This is a genomic window from Nioella sediminis (genome assembly GCF_001879695.1).
In the GTDB taxonomy this organism is placed as follows: domain Bacteria; phylum Pseudomonadota; class Alphaproteobacteria; order Rhodobacterales; family Rhodobacteraceae; genus Nioella; species Nioella sediminis.
In genome coordinates this window covers 1-16,550 of the sequence record NZ_MNBL01000105.1, presented here as the reverse complement: position 1 = coordinate 16,550, position 16,550 = coordinate 1, and the positions used below count along the sequence as shown (strand labels likewise).

12 protein-coding genes are annotated in these 16,550 nt (G+C 63.6%); 9 read left to right on the top strand and 3 right to left on the bottom strand.

The window, feature by feature from the left end:
- Positions 1–15: 15 nt before the first annotated feature.
- The 7 genes from BKY26_RS13100 to BKY26_RS13070 all read left to right on the top strand — a co-directional run bounded on the left by BKY26_RS13100 (position 16) and on the right by BKY26_RS13070 (position 8,810).
- Positions 16–972: an ABC transporter permease gene (locus tag BKY26_RS13100; RefSeq protein ID WP_071690835.1), complete on the top strand. Its 957-nt coding sequence runs from the start codon at positions 16–18 to the stop codon at positions 970–972.
- Between the two features lie 12 nt (positions 973–984).
- The gene (locus BKY26_RS13095; RefSeq protein WP_083431444.1) at positions 985–1,908 is read left to right on the top strand and encodes an ABC transporter permease; all 924 of its coding nucleotides are present in this window, start codon (positions 985–987) and stop codon (positions 1,906–1,908) included.
- 4 nt (positions 1,909–1,912) lie between these two features.
- Complete coding sequence (locus tag BKY26_RS13090) at positions 1,913–3,547, top strand: ABC transporter ATP-binding protein (protein WP_071690834.1); 1,635 nt, start codon at positions 1,913–1,915, stop codon at positions 3,545–3,547.
- Between the two features lie 178 nt (positions 3,548–3,725).
- Positions 3,726–4,679: an ABC transporter substrate-binding protein gene (locus tag BKY26_RS13085; protein WP_071690833.1), complete on the top strand. Its 954-nt coding sequence runs from the start codon at positions 3,726–3,728 to the stop codon at positions 4,677–4,679.
- An 8-nt stretch (positions 4,680–4,687) separates the two neighbouring features.
- Positions 4,688–5,746 carry a quaternary amine ABC transporter ATP-binding protein gene (locus BKY26_RS13080; protein ID WP_071690832.1) on the top strand — a complete coding sequence of 353 codons (1,059 nt, stop codon included), beginning with the start codon at positions 4,688–4,690 and terminating at the stop codon, positions 5,744–5,746.
- Positions 5,743–7,809 carry an ABC transporter permease gene (locus tag BKY26_RS13075; RefSeq protein WP_071690831.1) on the top strand — a complete coding sequence of 689 codons (2,067 nt, stop codon included), beginning with the start codon at positions 5,743–5,745 and terminating at the stop codon, positions 7,807–7,809. Before BKY26_RS13080 ends, BKY26_RS13075 begins: the two co-directional genes overlap by 4 nt.
- Positions 7,806–8,810, top strand: a complete 1,005-nt coding sequence (locus tag BKY26_RS13070) for a GlxA family transcriptional regulator (RefSeq protein ID WP_071690830.1) — start codon at positions 7,806–7,808, stop codon at positions 8,808–8,810. The genes BKY26_RS13075 and BKY26_RS13070 overlap by 4 nt, the downstream gene beginning before the upstream one ends.
- A gap of 60 nt (positions 8,811–8,870) precedes the next feature.
- Here BKY26_RS13070 and BKY26_RS13065 read toward each other — a convergent pair whose 3' ends face one another.
- Together BKY26_RS13065 and BKY26_RS13060 are read right to left on the bottom strand one after the other, a co-directional pair.
- The gene (locus BKY26_RS13065) at positions 8,871–9,614 is read right to left on the bottom strand and encodes a methyltransferase domain-containing protein (RefSeq protein WP_071690829.1); all 744 of its coding nucleotides are present in this window, start codon (positions 9,612–9,614) and stop codon (positions 8,871–8,873) included.
- A gap of 210 nt (positions 9,615–9,824) precedes the next feature.
- Positions 9,825–10,169: a hypothetical protein gene (locus tag BKY26_RS13060; RefSeq protein ID WP_071690828.1), complete on the bottom strand. Its 345-nt coding sequence runs from the start codon at positions 10,167–10,169 to the stop codon at positions 9,825–9,827.
- 136 nt (positions 10,170–10,305) lie between these two features.
- Between BKY26_RS13060 and ppsA the strand changes: the two genes are divergently transcribed.
- Both ppsA and BKY26_RS13050 read left to right on the top strand, forming a co-directional pair.
- A complete protein-coding gene (gene ppsA, locus BKY26_RS13055) occupies positions 10,306–12,696 on the top strand; it encodes a phosphoenolpyruvate synthase (RefSeq protein ID WP_071690827.1) in 2,391 nt (796 codons plus the stop codon).
- Between the two features lie 83 nt (positions 12,697–12,779).
- Positions 12,780–14,018, top strand: a complete 1,239-nt coding sequence (locus BKY26_RS13050) for a hypothetical protein (RefSeq protein ID WP_071690826.1) — start codon at positions 12,780–12,782, stop codon at positions 14,016–14,018.
- A gap of 39 nt (positions 14,019–14,057) precedes the next feature.
- Here the strand turns inward: BKY26_RS13050 and BKY26_RS13045 are convergent.
- Positions 14,058–16,550: hydantoinase B/oxoprolinase family protein (locus BKY26_RS13045; RefSeq protein WP_071690825.1), on the bottom strand; the 2,493-nt coding region annotated here is incomplete at its 5' end.

Below are 16,550 nucleotides of genomic sequence, written 5' to 3'. Positions count from 1 at the left end.
CCTGAAGGGGGACCCATGTCACATATCTGGAGCATGATCGCGAAGCGACTGGCCCTTGGCCTGCTGACGCTGTTCATCGTGTCACTTCTGATCTTCGGGGCGACGGAACTGTTGCCCGGCGATTTCGCCGAAGAATTCCTCGGGCAGGCCGCGACGCCTGAAACCGTTGCCGCGATCCGGCGCGAGCTGGGGCTCGATCTGCCCATGCACACCCGCTATATCGAATGGCTGACCGGCGTCTTGCAGGGCGATTTCGGCAATTCGCTGTCGAACCGCCGCCCGGTGATCGAGCTGATAAGCACGCGGCTTGGCAACACGCTGTTCCTGGCGCTCTACGCTGCCGCGATTGCAGTGCCGCTGTCGCTGATGCTGGGTATCCTTGCGGCGCTGTTCCGCAACAGCTTTTTCGATCGGTTCTCGAACGCCTCGGCGCTGACCTCGATCTCGTTTCCAGAGTTCTTCGTCGCCTATATCCTGATCTTCTGGCTGGCGGGCCGGGGTGGCATGTTCCCCTCGATGGCCAGTTTCCGGGGGGATCCGTCCATGGCGGAGATGCTCTATCGCACCTTCCTTCCGGCGCTGACCCTGACGCTGGTCGTCACCGCCCATATGATGCGCATGACACGCGCGGCAATCATCAACCTGCTGGCCAGCCCCTATATCGAGATGGCGCGGCTGAAGGGGATGAAGCCGATGCGGGTGATCGTGAAGCACGCGCTGCCCAATGCGCTGGCCCCGATCATCAACGTGATCGCGCTGAACCTCGCCTACCTGATCACCGGTGTGGTCGTGGTCGAGGTGGTCTTCGTCTTCCCCGGTCTCGGCCAGTTGATGGTCGACAGCGTGGCGGCGCGGGACATGCCTGTTGTACAGGCGGTCGCGCTGATCTTTGCCGCGGCCTATGTGCTGCTGAACCTGACGGCGGATGTGTTGGCGACCTTGTCCAACCCGCGCCTCGTGCATCGTCGTTAAGGGGGGCGGATCATGGGTTTTCTGACTGGACTCTTCTGGTTCGTCGCTGTCATCGCGGCCTGTATGGCTGCGGGCTGGCTGTTCCGGACCATCGCCATTGCCGTCACTCCGAAAGGCGTCAAGAAAGAGCTGCGTACCGCGCCGCTGACCGCGTCTTTCGGGATGATGGTGATCATCATCTATATCATCGTGGCCGTCTTCGCCCCGCTTATCGCCCCGTTTCCGGAACGGATGGTGGTGGGGCCGGAATACATGCCCTGGGACGAGACGCATCTTCTGGGCACCGACAACCTGGGTCGCGATATGCTGTCTCGCCTGATCTTCGGGGCGCGCAACACGGTGGGCATCGCCTTTGCGACCACTGCGCTGGCCTTCCTCATCGGCTCGATCCTGGGTCTTCTGGCGGCCACGGTTGGTGGCTGGCTGGATCAGGCGCTCAGCCGCATGGTGGACGTGCTCATGGCCATTCCGGCGCTGATCTTCTCGCTGTTGCTGCTGACCATCTTCGGCACGTCGGTCATCACCCTGATCATCGTGATCGCCGTGATCGACTCCACGCGGGTGTTCCGACTGGCGCGCTCGGTGGCGCTGAACATCGTGGTGATGGACTATATAGAGGCCGCGAAACTGCGGGGTGAGGGGCTGTGGCGCCTGATCACGCGAGAGATCCTGCCCAATGCCATGGCGCCCTTGGTGGCCGAGTTTGGCTTGCGCTTCTGCTTCGTCTTCCTGGCGATCTCGGCGCTCAGCTTCCTTGGCCTTGGCTTGCAGCCGCCCATGGCGGACTGGGGGTCCATGGTGAAGGAAAACGCGACCCTGATCGCCTTCGGAGACATCACGCCGCTGCTGCCCGCCGTAGCCATCGCGTTGCTGACGGTCAGCGTGAACTTCGTCGTCGACTGGCAGCTGCACCGCGCCAGCGGGTTGAAGGAGTAAGACCATGACCGAGCAAAACAACGGAAAACCGGTCCTCCTGACCATGAAGGGCCTGCGTATCGAGGGCCGGTCCGACGAAACCTGGTCCGAGATCGTGCATGGCATCGACCTGACCCTGCACAAGGGCGAGGTTCTGGGCCTGATCGGCGAATCCGGGGCGGGCAAGTCCACGGTCGGTCTGGCCGCCATGGGCTTTACCCGCGACGGCTGTCGGATTTCCGGGGGCGAGATCGTCTTTGACGGGATCGACCTGATGAAAGCCAGCGAGGCGACCAAGCGCAATCTTCGCGGCAAGCGCATCGCCTATGTGGCACAATCCGCGGCGGCCAGCTTCAACCCGGCCCACAAGCTGATGGACCAGTATTGCGAGGCCCCCGTGCAGCACGGCGTCATGGGCCGGGCCGAGGCAGAAAGCGATGCGGTGGATCTGTATCGCCGGATGCAACTGCCGGACCCGGACAATATCGGCTTCCGATACCCGCATCAGGTCTCGGGCGGGCAGTTGCAGCGGGCGATGACAGCGATGGCGATGGCCTGCCGTCCCGACCTGATCATCTTCGATGAACCCACCACCGCGCTTGACGTGACCACGCAGATCGAGGTTCTGGCCGCGATCCGCAACATCGTGGAACAGTTCGACACGGCGGCGATCTACATCACCCATGACCTCGCGGTCGTGGCGCAGATGGCGGATCGGATCAAGGTGCTGCTGAAGGGGGATGAGGTCGAGGAGGCTGATACGCGGTCGATGCTGTCTGCCCCGAAAGAGGACTATACCAAGTCGCTTTGGGCGGTGCGCAGCCACGCGCGGGCCGAACAGCCCCCGGTCGCTGCCGACAAGACGCCGGTGGTGTCGGTCCAGAACATCACCGCAGGCTATGGCTCGGTCGATGTGCTGATGAACGTCAATTTCGACATCCATGAACGGCGCACCGTGGCCGTGGTGGGCGAGTCCGGCTCGGGCAAATCGACCACGGCGCGGGTCATCACCGGGCTGTTGCCACCGCGTCAGGGACAGATTCTGTTCGACGGCGAGACGTTGCCCCCGGACTACCGCAAGCGCACCCGCGACCAGCTGCGCCAAGCGCAGATGATCTACCAGATGGCGGACACGGCGCTGAACCCAAAGCTGCGCATCCGGGAACTGATCGGACGCCCTGCCCAGATGTATCTGGGGCTACAGGGCAAAGCCCTGACAGACCGTATCCGCAATCTGCTCGACCTGATCGAGTTGGAGCCCGACGATTATATCGACCGGCTGCCGGCCGAGTTGTCGGGCGGGCAGAAGCAGCGCATCGGCATCGCGCGGGCGCTGGCGGCGGAGCCGAAGTTCATCATCTGCGACGAGGTCACATCGGCGCTTGACCAGCTGGTGGCCGAGGGCATCCTGAAGCTGCTGGACAAGCTGCAATCCGAGTTTGACCTGGCCTATATGTTCATCACCCATGACCTTGCCACGGTGAAGGCCATCGCGGATGAGGTCGTCGTGATGAAAGAGGGCAGGGTGATCGAACAGGGCCCCAAATCCGAGATGTTCCGGCCGCCGCATGATCCTTACACGGAACTGCTGCTGTCCTCGGTCCCGGAGATGGACCCGGATTGGCTGACCGATCTGCTACGCGAACGCGAGGGTGGCTAGGCCAAATGGCCCAGTTGCAAGACCTTTCACGGCCTGCCTCTTCTCGGGGCAGGCCGTTTTCATGCAATAAGATGGCGGAAATCTGCAATTATGGGTGGAAATCCGTCGCCTTGTCATATGAAATGACCGCAGACTCTAAGAACAACAATCCAAGAAAACGACCTCAGGGAGTGACTTCATGAAATCCGTGCTTCTTTCCGGCTTGTCCGTTCTGGCACTGGCAGGCACCGCCACCGCTGCCGATCTTGGCGATACAGGCACACCGATCCGGCTGGCCATCAATGAATGGACCGGCCAGCACCTGACCACGCATGTAGCAGGCCAGATCCTGGAACAGGCAGGCTATACCGTCGAATATGTCACCGCAGGGTATTACAACATGTATCCCGCGATCGGCGAGGGCGAGATTCATGCCGCGCTGGAGGTCTGGGACTCGAACGTGCCCGACCTCTACTATGACGTTCTGGATGATGGCGGCGTGGTGGAGCTTGGCGATCTCGGCCTGACCGCCCGCGAAGGGTTCGCCTATCCCGCCCATGTCGAAGAGATCTGCCCCGGCCTACCCGCATGGGAAGCGCTGAACGATTGCGCCATGCAGTTCGCCACCGCCGAAACCATCCCGCAGGGCCGCCTGATCGACTATCCGGCCGACTGGGGCACCCCCGGTGCCGAACGCGCCGCCGGTCTGGAACTGCCGTTCCGTGCCGTGCCAGCAGGGTCCGAGGGGGCGCTGATCGCCGAATTGCGCGCCTCGACCGAACGCGGCACGCCGCTGCTGATGGTCTTCTGGCAGCCGCATTGGGCCGTTTCGGCCTATGATGTGCGCTTCGTCGATCTGCCGCCGGGCACCCCGGAATGCTATGAGGATGCCTCGGTCGGTCCGAACCCGAACGCGACCTCCGACTGTGACTTCCTGCCGACCCGCGTCTTCAAGATCACCTGGTCGGGCTTTGCGGATCAGTGGCCTGCGGCTGCGGAAATCCTCACCGCCTACCAGATGATGACCGAAGACCAGCAGCCGATGATGGGCATGGTCGACAATGACGGCATGTCGGTCGAGGAAGTCGCCGCCGCCTATGTCGCGGACCATGCCGATGCCATCTCGGCCATGATCGCGGCCGCGACGGAGTAACCGGGGACATGACCGCTTCGGCCCCGACCGGCACCCCGGCAATCGCCGTCGAGGGGCTGTGGCAGGTCTTTGGCAATGACGCCAAAACCCGATTGAAAGACGCGCAGGGGCGGACCAGTTCCGCCCCCGACGCCGCCGAAGCCCTGCGCGATGACGGGTTGATCCCCGCCGTGCAGGACGCCAGTTTCGAGGTGAAGGAAGGCGAGCTTTTCGTGATCATGGGCCTGTCGGGCTCCGGCAAATCGACCATGATCCGATGCATCTCGCGCCTTGTGGAGCCAACCGCCGGATCGGTGCGGATCGATGGCGAAGATATCCTCTCGGCCAATGCCAAACGGCTGATCGAGCTGCGGCGCGAAAAACTGGGCATGGTGTTCCAGCATTTCGGCCTGTTTCCGCATATGACTGTGGCCGACAACGTGGCCTTTCCGCTGAAAATGCTGGGAAAATCGAAATCCGAACGGCGCGCCCGCGCGCTGGAAGTGATCGAGATGGTGGGGCTGACTGGTCGTGAAGACGCCTATCCGCGAGAGCTGTCCGGTGGTCAGAAACAGCGGGTCGGCATCGCCCGGTCGCTGGCCGCGAACCCCGATATCTGGTTCCTGGACGAGCCCTTCTCGGCGCTCGATCCTCTGATCCGGCGGCAGCTTCAGGACGAGTTCCTGAAGATCCAGTCGACGCTGCACAAGACCATCGTCTTCATCACCCATGACATTTCCGAAGCGCTGAAACTGGCCGATCGGATCGCCATCATGCGCGACGGCAAGATCGTGCAGATCGGCACGCCCGCGCAGATCGTGCTGAACCCTGTCGATGACTATGTGCGCGAGTTTTCCCGCGATGTGGCCAAGGGCCGCCATGCGCGACTGGAAAGCGTGTTGCACACGGACACGCCGCCAACCATGCCGGACGATCCCAAGCTGCGCCTCGACATGACGCTGGAGGAGGCACTGGCCTCCTGCATGTCGCTGTATGAGCCGGTTCCGGTCTGGGGTAATGACGGGCAGATGGCGGGCTATATCCATCCCTCCGATCTGGCCAAGGCCCTGCAGGTGGACCGCACATGAGCGACGTCAGCCTGCCAGCCCCGTCCGTGATGGACCGCCTGACGCCCGGTACGAAAGCGGCATTGCTGACCTTGCTCGTTGGTGCCCTATGCCTCGCACTGGAATCCGCAACCGAGTTTCTGCCGGTCTGGCCAGAGGCCTGGACCCTGCCGGTCACGGAATGGATCGGCGTGTCATTGGAATGGCTCTTTGACATCATCCGCCCCGCGATGCGCCTGATCTCGGCCGTACTGGAATATCCGATGGTCTGGGTGAACTGGCTGCTGGTCAACACGCCATGGCCGCTGATCATCGGCGCAACCGTGGCGCTTGGATGGTATGCGGGCGGGCTGTCGCTGGCCCTGATGTCGGGGGTGGGTCTGGGTTTCGTGCTTGCCTCGGGTTACTGGATCGAGGGGATGAACACGCTGGCGCTGGTCTTCGTGTCGGTGCCGCTGGCGTTGACGCTCGGGTTGCTCATCGGCATCTGGTCCAACGAAAGCGCGCGGGCGCGGCCCTGGATCGAGGCAACGCTCGACCTGATGCAGACGGTGCCGACCTTCGCTTACCTCACGCCACTGCTGTTGCTTTTCGGCTTTGGCCCGGTCGTGGGCCTGATCGCCTCGGCCATCTACGCCGCCCCGCCGATGGCGCGGAACACCCTTCTCGGCCTGCAACGGGTCGAGGCGGAGGTGAAGGAGGCCGGGGTCATGTCCGGTGCCACGCGTCTGCAGCAACTTGTGCAGGTAGAAATCCCCGCTGCCGCCACGCAGATCATGATCGGCGTCAATCAGGCGCTTATGGCGGCGCTGTCGATGGTGATCATCGCGGCCGTCATCGGGGGCTTTGACGATATCGGATGGGAAGTGCTGCTGACCATGCGGCAGGCCAATTTCGGGCAAAGCCTGCTGGCCGGGCTGGTGATCGTGGTCTTCGCGATCATCATCGACCGGATTTCGGCCCGTATGGCGACCTCGCGCGAGCGGTTCGATGTGCGGATATCCTGGGTCATCCTGGCCGTGGCCATCGCCGCCTCGGTCCTGGCATGGGCCGCGCTTCCCGCACCTGGGGACATGGCCGTTCTGGCACCGACAGTCGAGGCCGTGGACGGTGCGCTGACCAGCTTCACCCGCAGCGCGGGCGCGACGCTGGATGCGGTCAAGAACAACGCGATGTTCTACGGGCTGCTGCCTCTGCGCATCGGGCTTGATGGGGCGGTCCTGCCCTTTACCTGGGGCTTCAGCTGGACGGCAAACATGTCCTATGCGCTCTTTGCCGCGGCGGGCGCGCTTGGAATAGCCGTGGCGATGACCGGTCGCATGGCCTTCGGTATGTGTCTGCCGATCATCGCGATCATCGTGGAAACCGGCGTCTCCGACCTGCCATGGCCCTTCGTTCTGGTCGGGCTTGGCGCGGTGGCCTGGGTCGCGGGCGGATGGAAGCTGACACGGCTCGTCGTCATCCTGATGTTGCTCATCGCCATTTCGGGCCTCTGGCCCCGGGCGATGCTGTCGCTCTATCTTTGCGGTGCGGCGGTCATTGCCTGCGCGGTTCTGGGCGGGCTTCTGGGATTGCTCTCGGCCGTATCGAAACCGGCATGGGCGGTGATCCGGCCCGTCTGCGACATGCTGCAGACGATCCCGCTCTTCGTCTTCCTGATCCCGGTTCTGATGTTCTTCCAGATCGGCGAGTTCTCGGCCTTCCTCGCCATCATCGCCTATGCCATCGTGCCGATGATCCGGTACACCCGCCACGGGCTTGTCACCACACCGCCCGAGATGCTGGAATCCGCCGTGTCCTCCGGCGCGACGGAATGGCAGATCATGCGCGAGGTGCGCGCGCCTTATGCGGCGCCGACGATCCTTCTGGGGCTCAACCAGACCATCCTCTACGCCTTCGCCATGCTGGTCATCGCGGCGCTCATCGGCACCACCGGGCTTGGTCAGTCGATCTATATTGCGCTTGGCGCAGGCGACGTGGGCCTCGGCATTTCGGCAGGCGCGGCCATGGCCATCCTTGCGCTGATCGCCGACCGCATAGTACAGGGCTTCGCAGAAGAACGGCGGAGGGCCCTCGGCCTATGAACGACGAGTTCATCCCCAAGGGGGTGGCACATGTGGATTTGCCCCCCGGGCAGAAGACGGAAATGATCAGTTTCCTGTTGCTGCCCAAACTGTCGCTGCTGGCGTTCACCTCGGCGGTCGAACCGCTGCGCATCGCCAATCAGTTGACCGGGCAGAAGCTCTATAGCTGGCAGATGATCACGCAGGATGGCAAGCCGGTCCGCGCCTCCAACGGGGTGGAGATCGGGGCGACCTGCGCTTTGGCGGATGCCAAGATCACCGGGCCGCTCTTTGTCTGTTCCGGGGTGGAACCCGATACCGTGGTCACCGATCAGGTGGCGGGCCTGGTGCGCAAGCATTGGCGGATGGGCCATCAGGTTGGCGGGCTGTGTACCGGGGCCTATGCGCTGGCGCGGGCGGGGATATTGAAGGGTAGGGACTTCACCCTGCATTGGGAAAACATGCCACCCTTCCGCGAAAGCTTCCCCGATCTGGAGCCTTTGGATCAGCTTTACGCCATCGACGACCGGATCGTGACCTGTGGCGGCGGCTCGTCCGCAACGGACCTCTTCCTGCGGCTGATATCCGAGCGGTTTGGCCCCGTCATGTCGCATTCGGTGCTCAACATGTGCCTGCATCCGGTGCACCGCTCAGAGGAAGAGGCGCAGCAATCGTCCCGCGCGGCCTCCATCGGCACCCGCAACCGCAAGCTGCTGCAAATCCTGCGCTACATGGAAGAGAATATCGAGGAGCTCTTCTCGCTCGATGACCTCGCCGACCGCTTCAAGGTCTCGCGCCGCCAGATCGAGCGGCTGTTCCTGACCCATGTGAAAGCCACGCCCAAGCAATACCTCACAGACCTGCGCCTGCGCCGGGGGCGGATGCTGCTGGCGGAAACGGATATGAAGGTGGCTGATATCGCCAGCTCCTGCGGGTTTGAATCGACCAACCATTTCTCGCGCCGGTTCCGGGAGAAATACGGGGTGTCGCCGCACAAGTTCCAGTCGGCGGGGCGGGGCTAGAGTGCTGTTGAGATGAGATTCTCAACGGCAGGTTTGCGCCCATTTCAACGGAAGTTTGGCTCAGCCGGTCTTTCTTCCGGTAACAACAAATTGAGGAGAAACAACCAAGTATGTCCCTTCGACATGTGCTTGCTCGACTTGTGAAACGACGTGATCAACAGCGTCGTGGTCAATCGTGCCACTCTCCTTAGCGTACTTTGCCATATTGCGGATCATGCCGAGCAGCCGACCCTCAACATCTGCATTAGCAATGATTGAAACGCGCACATCCTGAAAGCCAGCTTCCAAAAATGAAACGTATAGTTTCCGCCCCATGTCCGAATTGCGGCAAGCGTGCGAGGCAGCTTCGACAAACTCTCTCCAGGGCTGATGCGCAACGGGCTCCGCTACCATCATGAACCAGTCGCCGTCGATTGCGTGAGCGAGCCCACCGGGGCGAAGCACCCGATAAAACTCCGTCAGCGTGTTAACCGGATCGTCAACGTACATCAGTGCGTTTCGAGCCGTGACGCGGTCAAGCGAGGCGTCATCTATTGGCAAGGAGACGCCATCATTCAAATGGGTCGTCACTCGATCCGAGACACCGGCGGCTGCGGCATTCTCTTTGACCAAATTCAGAAACTCGGTGTTGATGTCGATTGCGTAGACATGTCCACCCGGTCCAACTTTATGGGCGAGCGCCACAGAAACTTTACCAGGCCCACATCCGAAATCAGCAACCGATTGTCCAACAGCGATGTCGGCAGGAACATAGAGCTGTTCCGCCGCTTTATCCCAACCGAAACCACTCCGATAGGCAGACATCCTCTCTGGTTCGATTCTTCGCCAATGCTCTTTGTAAAACGGTTCGCCTGTCAATTTCCTGCCCCGATAGCTTCCAGATAGGCTTTATCATGGATTGAATCTATTTGCTGCAATGCCCTGCACCCCGGACCATGCTTGTGCATTCAAAGAAAAGTGACTGTGACGGGGGAAACGAAAAGTCCGATCGAGAGCGTAGTGGGCGACCGACTGTTACGCCGACTTCCGCACCACATCCCAAAGCGCCCGCGCCAGCACCAGCGGAATGGTCGGCCCGGTGGCAGTCCCTACAATCAGATCGTCGTCATGGGCGTCGGATTTGCGCAGGGAACACCGCCAGTGGCCATTCGGCTCGGCGGCCTGTCCCGTTAGGTGGATATGCCAGCCGGGCAGACAATGGGCCAGCAGGTGCATGACCGCCTCTGTCGGGTCTGACAGCACCTCTGGGTGTGCGGGGGCATCGGGGAAGGTGGCAGCGGCGGCGGTGCAGATCTCGGCCAGCAGGTCAGTGTCCAGCATCTCGGCGGCGGCAAGGCGGGTGGTCAGGTCTTGGGTCATCTGCGGCTCCCGTCAACTGTTGCATCTTTTGTGCCGCGCCCTGCGTCAATCGACCATGACCTGCATCAAGGAGCAGCCCCCCGAACCCACCTAACCTGACTCCAACGGCCCGACCCGGCCCAAATGGAGGACAGACATGGCACGCTACGTGATCGGATTCGAAGACCTGCGCCGCGCCGATGTGGCGCTTGTTGGGGGCAAGAACAGCTCTCTGGGGGAAATGGTGCAGGAACTGGCGGGGCAGGGGATTGCGGTGCCCGGCGGCTTTGCCACCACCTCTGACGCCTATCGCGCCTTTCTGAAGGCCAACGGGTTGGAGGCGATGATTGCCGACACCGTGGGCCGCTGGCAGGCGGGCAAGATCACGCTGGCCGAGGCCGGCAGCGCCATCCGGGCCGCCATCGTGGCGGGAGACTGGCCGGAGGACATCCGCGCGGATATCCTGTCCTCTTACACGGCGCTCAGCGACCGGGCGGGCAAGGCGGATGTTGCTGTGGCCGTACGGTCGTCCGCCACAGCCGAGGACCTGCCCGATGCCAGCTTCGCGGGCCAGCAGGAGACGTTCCTGAATATCGAGGGCGAGGCCGATCTGCTGACCGCCTGCCGCCGCTGCTTTGCCTCTCTCTTCACCGACCGGGCGATCAGCTATCGCGAGGTGAAGGGGTTCGATCATATGGCCGTAGCGCTATCCGTGGGCGTGCAGCGCATGGTGCGGGCCGATACCGGCGGATCGGGCGTCATGTTCTCCATCGACACGGAATCGGGCTTCGACAAGATCGTTCTGATCAACGCGGCTTGGGGGCTTGGCGAAAACGTGGTGCAGGGGGCGGTGGACCCCGATGAATATCAGGTGTTCAAGCCTTTCCTGGGGGACGAGAACCTCAGCCCCATCGTCGGCAAGCGGCGCGGCGCGAAAGAGATCAAGATGATCCTAGGAGGGGCGGGACCAGCGCCGGTGCGCAATGTGCCGACCTCCAAGGCCGAACGCGCGGCCTGGGTGCTGAGCGACGGGGAAATCCTGTCGCTTGCCCGCATGGCCGCCACCATCGAACGCCACTACGGCTGCGCGATGGACATGGAATGGGCGCGCGATGGCGATACGGGCGAGCTCTTCATCGTGCAGGCCCGGCCGGAAACGGTGGAAAGCCAACGCAAGGCGGGCGCGCTACGCAGCTATTCCTTGTCTGGGGAGGGGGAGGTTCTGTTGCAGGGCCTGAGCGTCGGCAACGCGGTCGCCACGGGGCGCATCTGCCTGATCGAGAGCGTGGCCGATATAGACCGGTTCGTCGATGGCTCGATCCTCGTGACCTCCAACACCGACCCAGATTGGGTGACGGTCATGAAACGCGCGGCGGCGATCATCACCGATCATGGCGGGCGCACGTCGCACGCGGCGATTGTCAGCCGGGAACTGGGGGTGCCCGCCATTGTCGGCACCGGCAACGCCACCCATGTGCTGCACGACCAGCAGGATGTGACGGTGAACTGTGCGGCGGGCGAGGACGGGTTGATCCACGCCGGAATTGCCGAGGTGAGCGTCGAGGAACTGGACCTGTCGGACCTGCCCGAAACGCGCACCCGGATCATGCTGAACATGGCCAACCCCTCTGCCGCCTTCCGCTGGTGGCGGCTGCCCGCTGACGGCGTGGGCCTCGCGCGGATGGAATTCGTGGTGAACAACGCCGTGAAGGTGCACCCCATGGCGCTGATCGAGTTCGACAAGGTCACGGACCCCGCCGAACGTGCCCAGATCGAGGCCCTGACAGCTGGCTACCCCAACAAACCCGACTATTTCATCGATCAGCTCGCACGCGGGCTGAGCCAGATCGCCGCCTTCGCCCACCCGAACCCGGTGATCGTGCGGATGAGCGATTTCAAGACCAATGAATATGCCGAGCTTCTGGGTGGACGGGCCTTTGAGCCGGAGGAAGAAAACCCGATGATCGGGTTCCGCGGCGCCTCGCGCTACACCGACCCGGCCTACAGTCCGGGTTTCGAGCTGGAATGCCGGGCGATCCGGCAATTGCGCGAGGAGATGGGCTTCGACAATGTCGCCATCATGATCCCCTTCTGCCGAACGCCGGAGGAGGCCGACAAGGTGTTGGAGGTCATGGGCCGCGCCGGGCTGGAACGGGGCAAGGAGGGGCTGGAGGTCTTCGTCATGTGCGAGATTCCGGCCAACGTGATCCGGGCCGAGGAGTTTGCCGACCGCTTCGACGGCTTCTCCATAGGATCGAACGACCTGACGCAGTTGACCCTCGGGGTGGACCGCGACAGCGACCGGCTGGCCAGCCTCTTCGATGAAAGCGATCCGGCGGTTCTGTGGATGATCCGCACGGTGATCGAAAAGGCCCGCGCGGCGGGGCGCAAGATCGGCCTGTGCGGGCAGGCCCCGTCGAACAACCCGGCCTTCGCGCAGCTGCTGGTTGATGCGGGGATCGACTCGATTTCCGTCACGCCCGACAGCTTCGCCGCCGTCAAGGCGCAGGTCGCCAAGGCCGAGGCTATGCAGAAAGGCCCCGATTGAGTAGGCTGCGGGGCGGGAGGCGTCCGGATTTTACCCGGACGTGCATATATTCAAAACTCGCATTTACGGAGGTCTGATCCGATATGACCCGACTGCCTTACGCCCTCGCCCTGTCGCTGCTGGCCAGCCCCGCCTTGGCCGGTCCACCGATTGAACAGCCCGCTCCTGCGCCCGCTCCCGTTGCGGCAAGCGGTGGCGCGACTATCTATGATTGTCAGATCGCAGGCCGGACCGAGCGGTTCGTGATCGCGGGTGGCGCGCTGGCTGAGGGGCCGGGCACGCTCAGCGTTCTGACCGAGGATGTCTATGTGGTGACCCGCGGCGGTGTCACCTATCTGATCGACCCCACGGGCGTGCAGATCGACCAGGGTGTCGATGCGGGCAAATGGCCCTGTGTGGAAAGCACGGCAGCCCCGGCCCCGACCCCCACCGCGCCCGATTCCAGCCAGATGGCCCGGATCGTGGAACTGGAGGCAGAGGTGGCCAATCTTCAAGCCGCGCTCAGTGCCGCCAATGGCGAACGGGATGCGGCCATTGCCGCGCGCGAGGCGGCGCTTGCGGCAAGCGCTGAGGCCGAGGCCAGCAGTGCGGCGGCGTCTACTGCCGCGCAAACGGCGCTGAACGAGGCCGCGGCGCTTCTGTCCCGCGCGGAAACGGCGGAAACCGCAGCGACCACGGCCATCGCCGCGCAGGCCGCTGCGGAGGCGCGTGTCGCGGAGCTGGAGGCGGCGGCAGCGGCAAGTGCCGTGCAAATGGCAGAGGTCCAGACAAGCCTGGATCAGACCCTGGCGGCGCTCGCCACCGCGAACGCACGGGTGGCGGACCTGGAAGCTGCCGCGACAGCGGATGCGACCGAGATGGCCCAGATGCGGACCCTGCAAGGCCAGATGGCGGAAACCCTGGCGGCGGCAGAGGCACGGGTGGCAGAGCTGGAGCAGGCCCTCGCGGAGTCTATGGCCGCGCCCGAAGAGGATATGGAAGAGGACAGCGCCGATGATGCCGGGGCCATGGCTGACGACGCGGAGGAAACCGCCGAGGACATGACCGAAGGGACAGAAGAGGCCGCAGAGGACATGACCGACGGATCGGATGAGGCCGCAGAGGACATGACCGACGACGCCGGGTCCGACGACATGACCGAGGATCACGGCGCAATGGAGGATGCGGCGTTTGACGCCGATGCGGCGCTGCTGGCCATTGAGGCGGCAGAGCTAAGCCCGATCTCTCGCGCCGCCCTGACGGCCGCCGTGGAACAGGCACGCAACAACCCGGAGTTCGTGGCCGAGGTCGTCACCCGGTTGCAAAACGCGCTTGGGGAATAAAGCCAAGCGGGCCGGGGTTTTCCCCCGGCCCCTTTCGTTTTAGGCGCGACCGTAACCGCCCCCGCCGGGCGTTTGCATCAGGAATATGTCACCGGGCTGCATCTGGACCTGATCGTTGCCCGCCAGAAGGTCAACCCGACCATCAGCCCGCTCCACCGCGTTGTGGCCACATTGCCCCGGTTCACCCCCATGGGTTCCGTGCGGCGGCACTTGCCGGTGCGAGGACAGGACCGTCACCGTCATCTCCTCCAGGAACCGCAGGCGGCGGGTGATACCGTTACCGCCGTGCCAGCGTCCCGCGCCGCCCGATCCGTGGCGGATCGAAAACTCCTCGACTCTCACCGGAAAACGAGTTTCCAGCACTTCCGGGTCGGTCATCCTCGTGTTGGTCATGTGGCTGTGCACGGCGCTGGCCCCGTCAAACCCTTCCCCCGCGCCGGTCCCGCCGCAGATGGTTTCGTAGTTCTGGAACCGGTCATTGCCATAGACGAAGTTGTTCATCGTCCCCTGGCTTCCCGCGATCACCCCAAGCGCGCCATAAAGCGCATCGGCGATGGACTGGCTGACCTCGGTATTGCCGGAAATCACCGCCGCAGGCGGGCGCGGGTTGATCATGCTGCCTTCCGGCACGCGGATCTCGATGGGTTTCAGGCAACCCTCGTTCATCGGGATGTCGGCCCCTACCAGCGTGCGGAAGACATAGAGCACCACCGCCCGGCAGATCGAGAGCGGCGCGTTGTAGTTCAGCCGGTCCTGAGGTGAGGTTCCGGTGAAATCCACCACCGCGCTGCGGCTGTCATGGTCCACCGTGATCGCCACCTCGATCTGCGCGCCGCTGTCCATCTTGTAGGTGAACCGGCTGTCTTTCAGAACATCCAGCACCCGGCGCACGCTTTCCTCCGCGTTGTCCTGCACATGGCCCATATAGGCCTGCACGACGGGCAACCCGAATTGCCGGGTGATCTTCTGCAACTCCGCCACGCCGGTGGCATTCGCGGCGATCTGCGCGGCGAGGTCGGCCATGTTCTCGTCGATATTGCGGCAGGGGTAAGGGCCGGAGGCCAGAAGGGCACGCGTCTCCACCTCTCGCAACTGGCCCTGATCCACCAGCAGGACATTGTCGATCAGGACGCCCTCCTCCTCGATATGGCTGCTATCCGGTGGGGCCGATCCGGGCGTCTTGCCGCCGATATCGGCGTGGTGGCCGCGAGAGGCGGTGAGGAAGATGATCTTCTCTCCTGCCTCATCGAACACAGGCGTAATGACGGTCACATCCGGCAGATGGGTGCCGCCGTTGAAGGGGTTGTTCATCATGAACACGTCGCCGGGACGGATTTTACCGGCATTCTCGCGCAGCACGGTGCGGACGCTTTCGCTCATGGATCCCAGATGCACGGGCACATGCGGGGCGTTGGCCACGAGGTCGCCCGCCGCATCAAAGATCGCGCAGGAGAAATCGTAGCGTTCCTTGATGTTCACCGAATAGGCGGTGTTGGCCAGCGTCGCGCCCATCTGGTCGGCGATGGACATGAAGAGGTTGTTGAAGACCTCCAGCATCACCGGATCGACGGATGTTCCGATCGCCTCCTGCCGGTCCAGCGCCACCACCCGGTGCAGGACCAGCGCGCCACCTGCCAGCCCCTCGGCCTGCCAACCCGGTTCCACCACATTGGTGCCGGTCAGATCGACGATGATGGCGGGGCCGGTCAGCGTGTCGCCTGCGCGCAGGGTGGCGCGGTCGATCAGCGGGACGTCCCGCCAGCCACCTGCGCAATACATACGGGCGTTGTCCTGTTGCGCGGGTGGGTCATTGGCGTCCGGGAGAGTCACCGCTTCGCCAGTTTCGCCCGCGGCCTCGGCGGTCAGAAGGTCGATGATCAGCCCGTCATAATCCGGCACGAAGCCGAAGCGCTGCTGATGCGCGGCGTCGAACCCTTCGCGCATCTCCTGCACCGGGCCGAAGGGCACAGGCAGGGTCTGGTGTGACCCCGGCGTGCGGATATGGGCGGTTTCGATCAGGGTGATGCGGTCTGCCGGGATGCCTTGCCGGGCGACCTCGTCCCGCGCATCCGCGCCGATCCGGTCTAGCGCCGCACGCGCCTCCGCGTTATCCGTCAGGGGGCGTGCCAGCTGGTGTTCCCGGATCGCCCGGATATCGGCCAGCCCCATTCCGAAGGCCGACAGGACACCGGCGAAAGGGTGGATATAGATGCTCTCCATCCCCAGCACATCCGCGACCTGGCATGCATGCTGCCCGCCCGCGCCGCCAAAGCAGTTCATCGTGTAGCGGGTCACGTCATAGCCGCGCTGAACGCTGATCTTCTTGATCGCGTTGGCCATGTTCTCCACCGCGATCCGCAGGAAGCCCTCGGCCAGCTCCTCTGGCGTTTTCGGGGCCTCGCCGGTTTCCGCGGCGATCTGCGCGGCCATGGCTTGGAACCCCATGCGGGCGGCCTCCACATCCAGCGGTTCATCGCCACCGGGGCCGAAGACGGAAGGAAAGCGGTCAGGCTGAATCTTGCCAAGCACCAC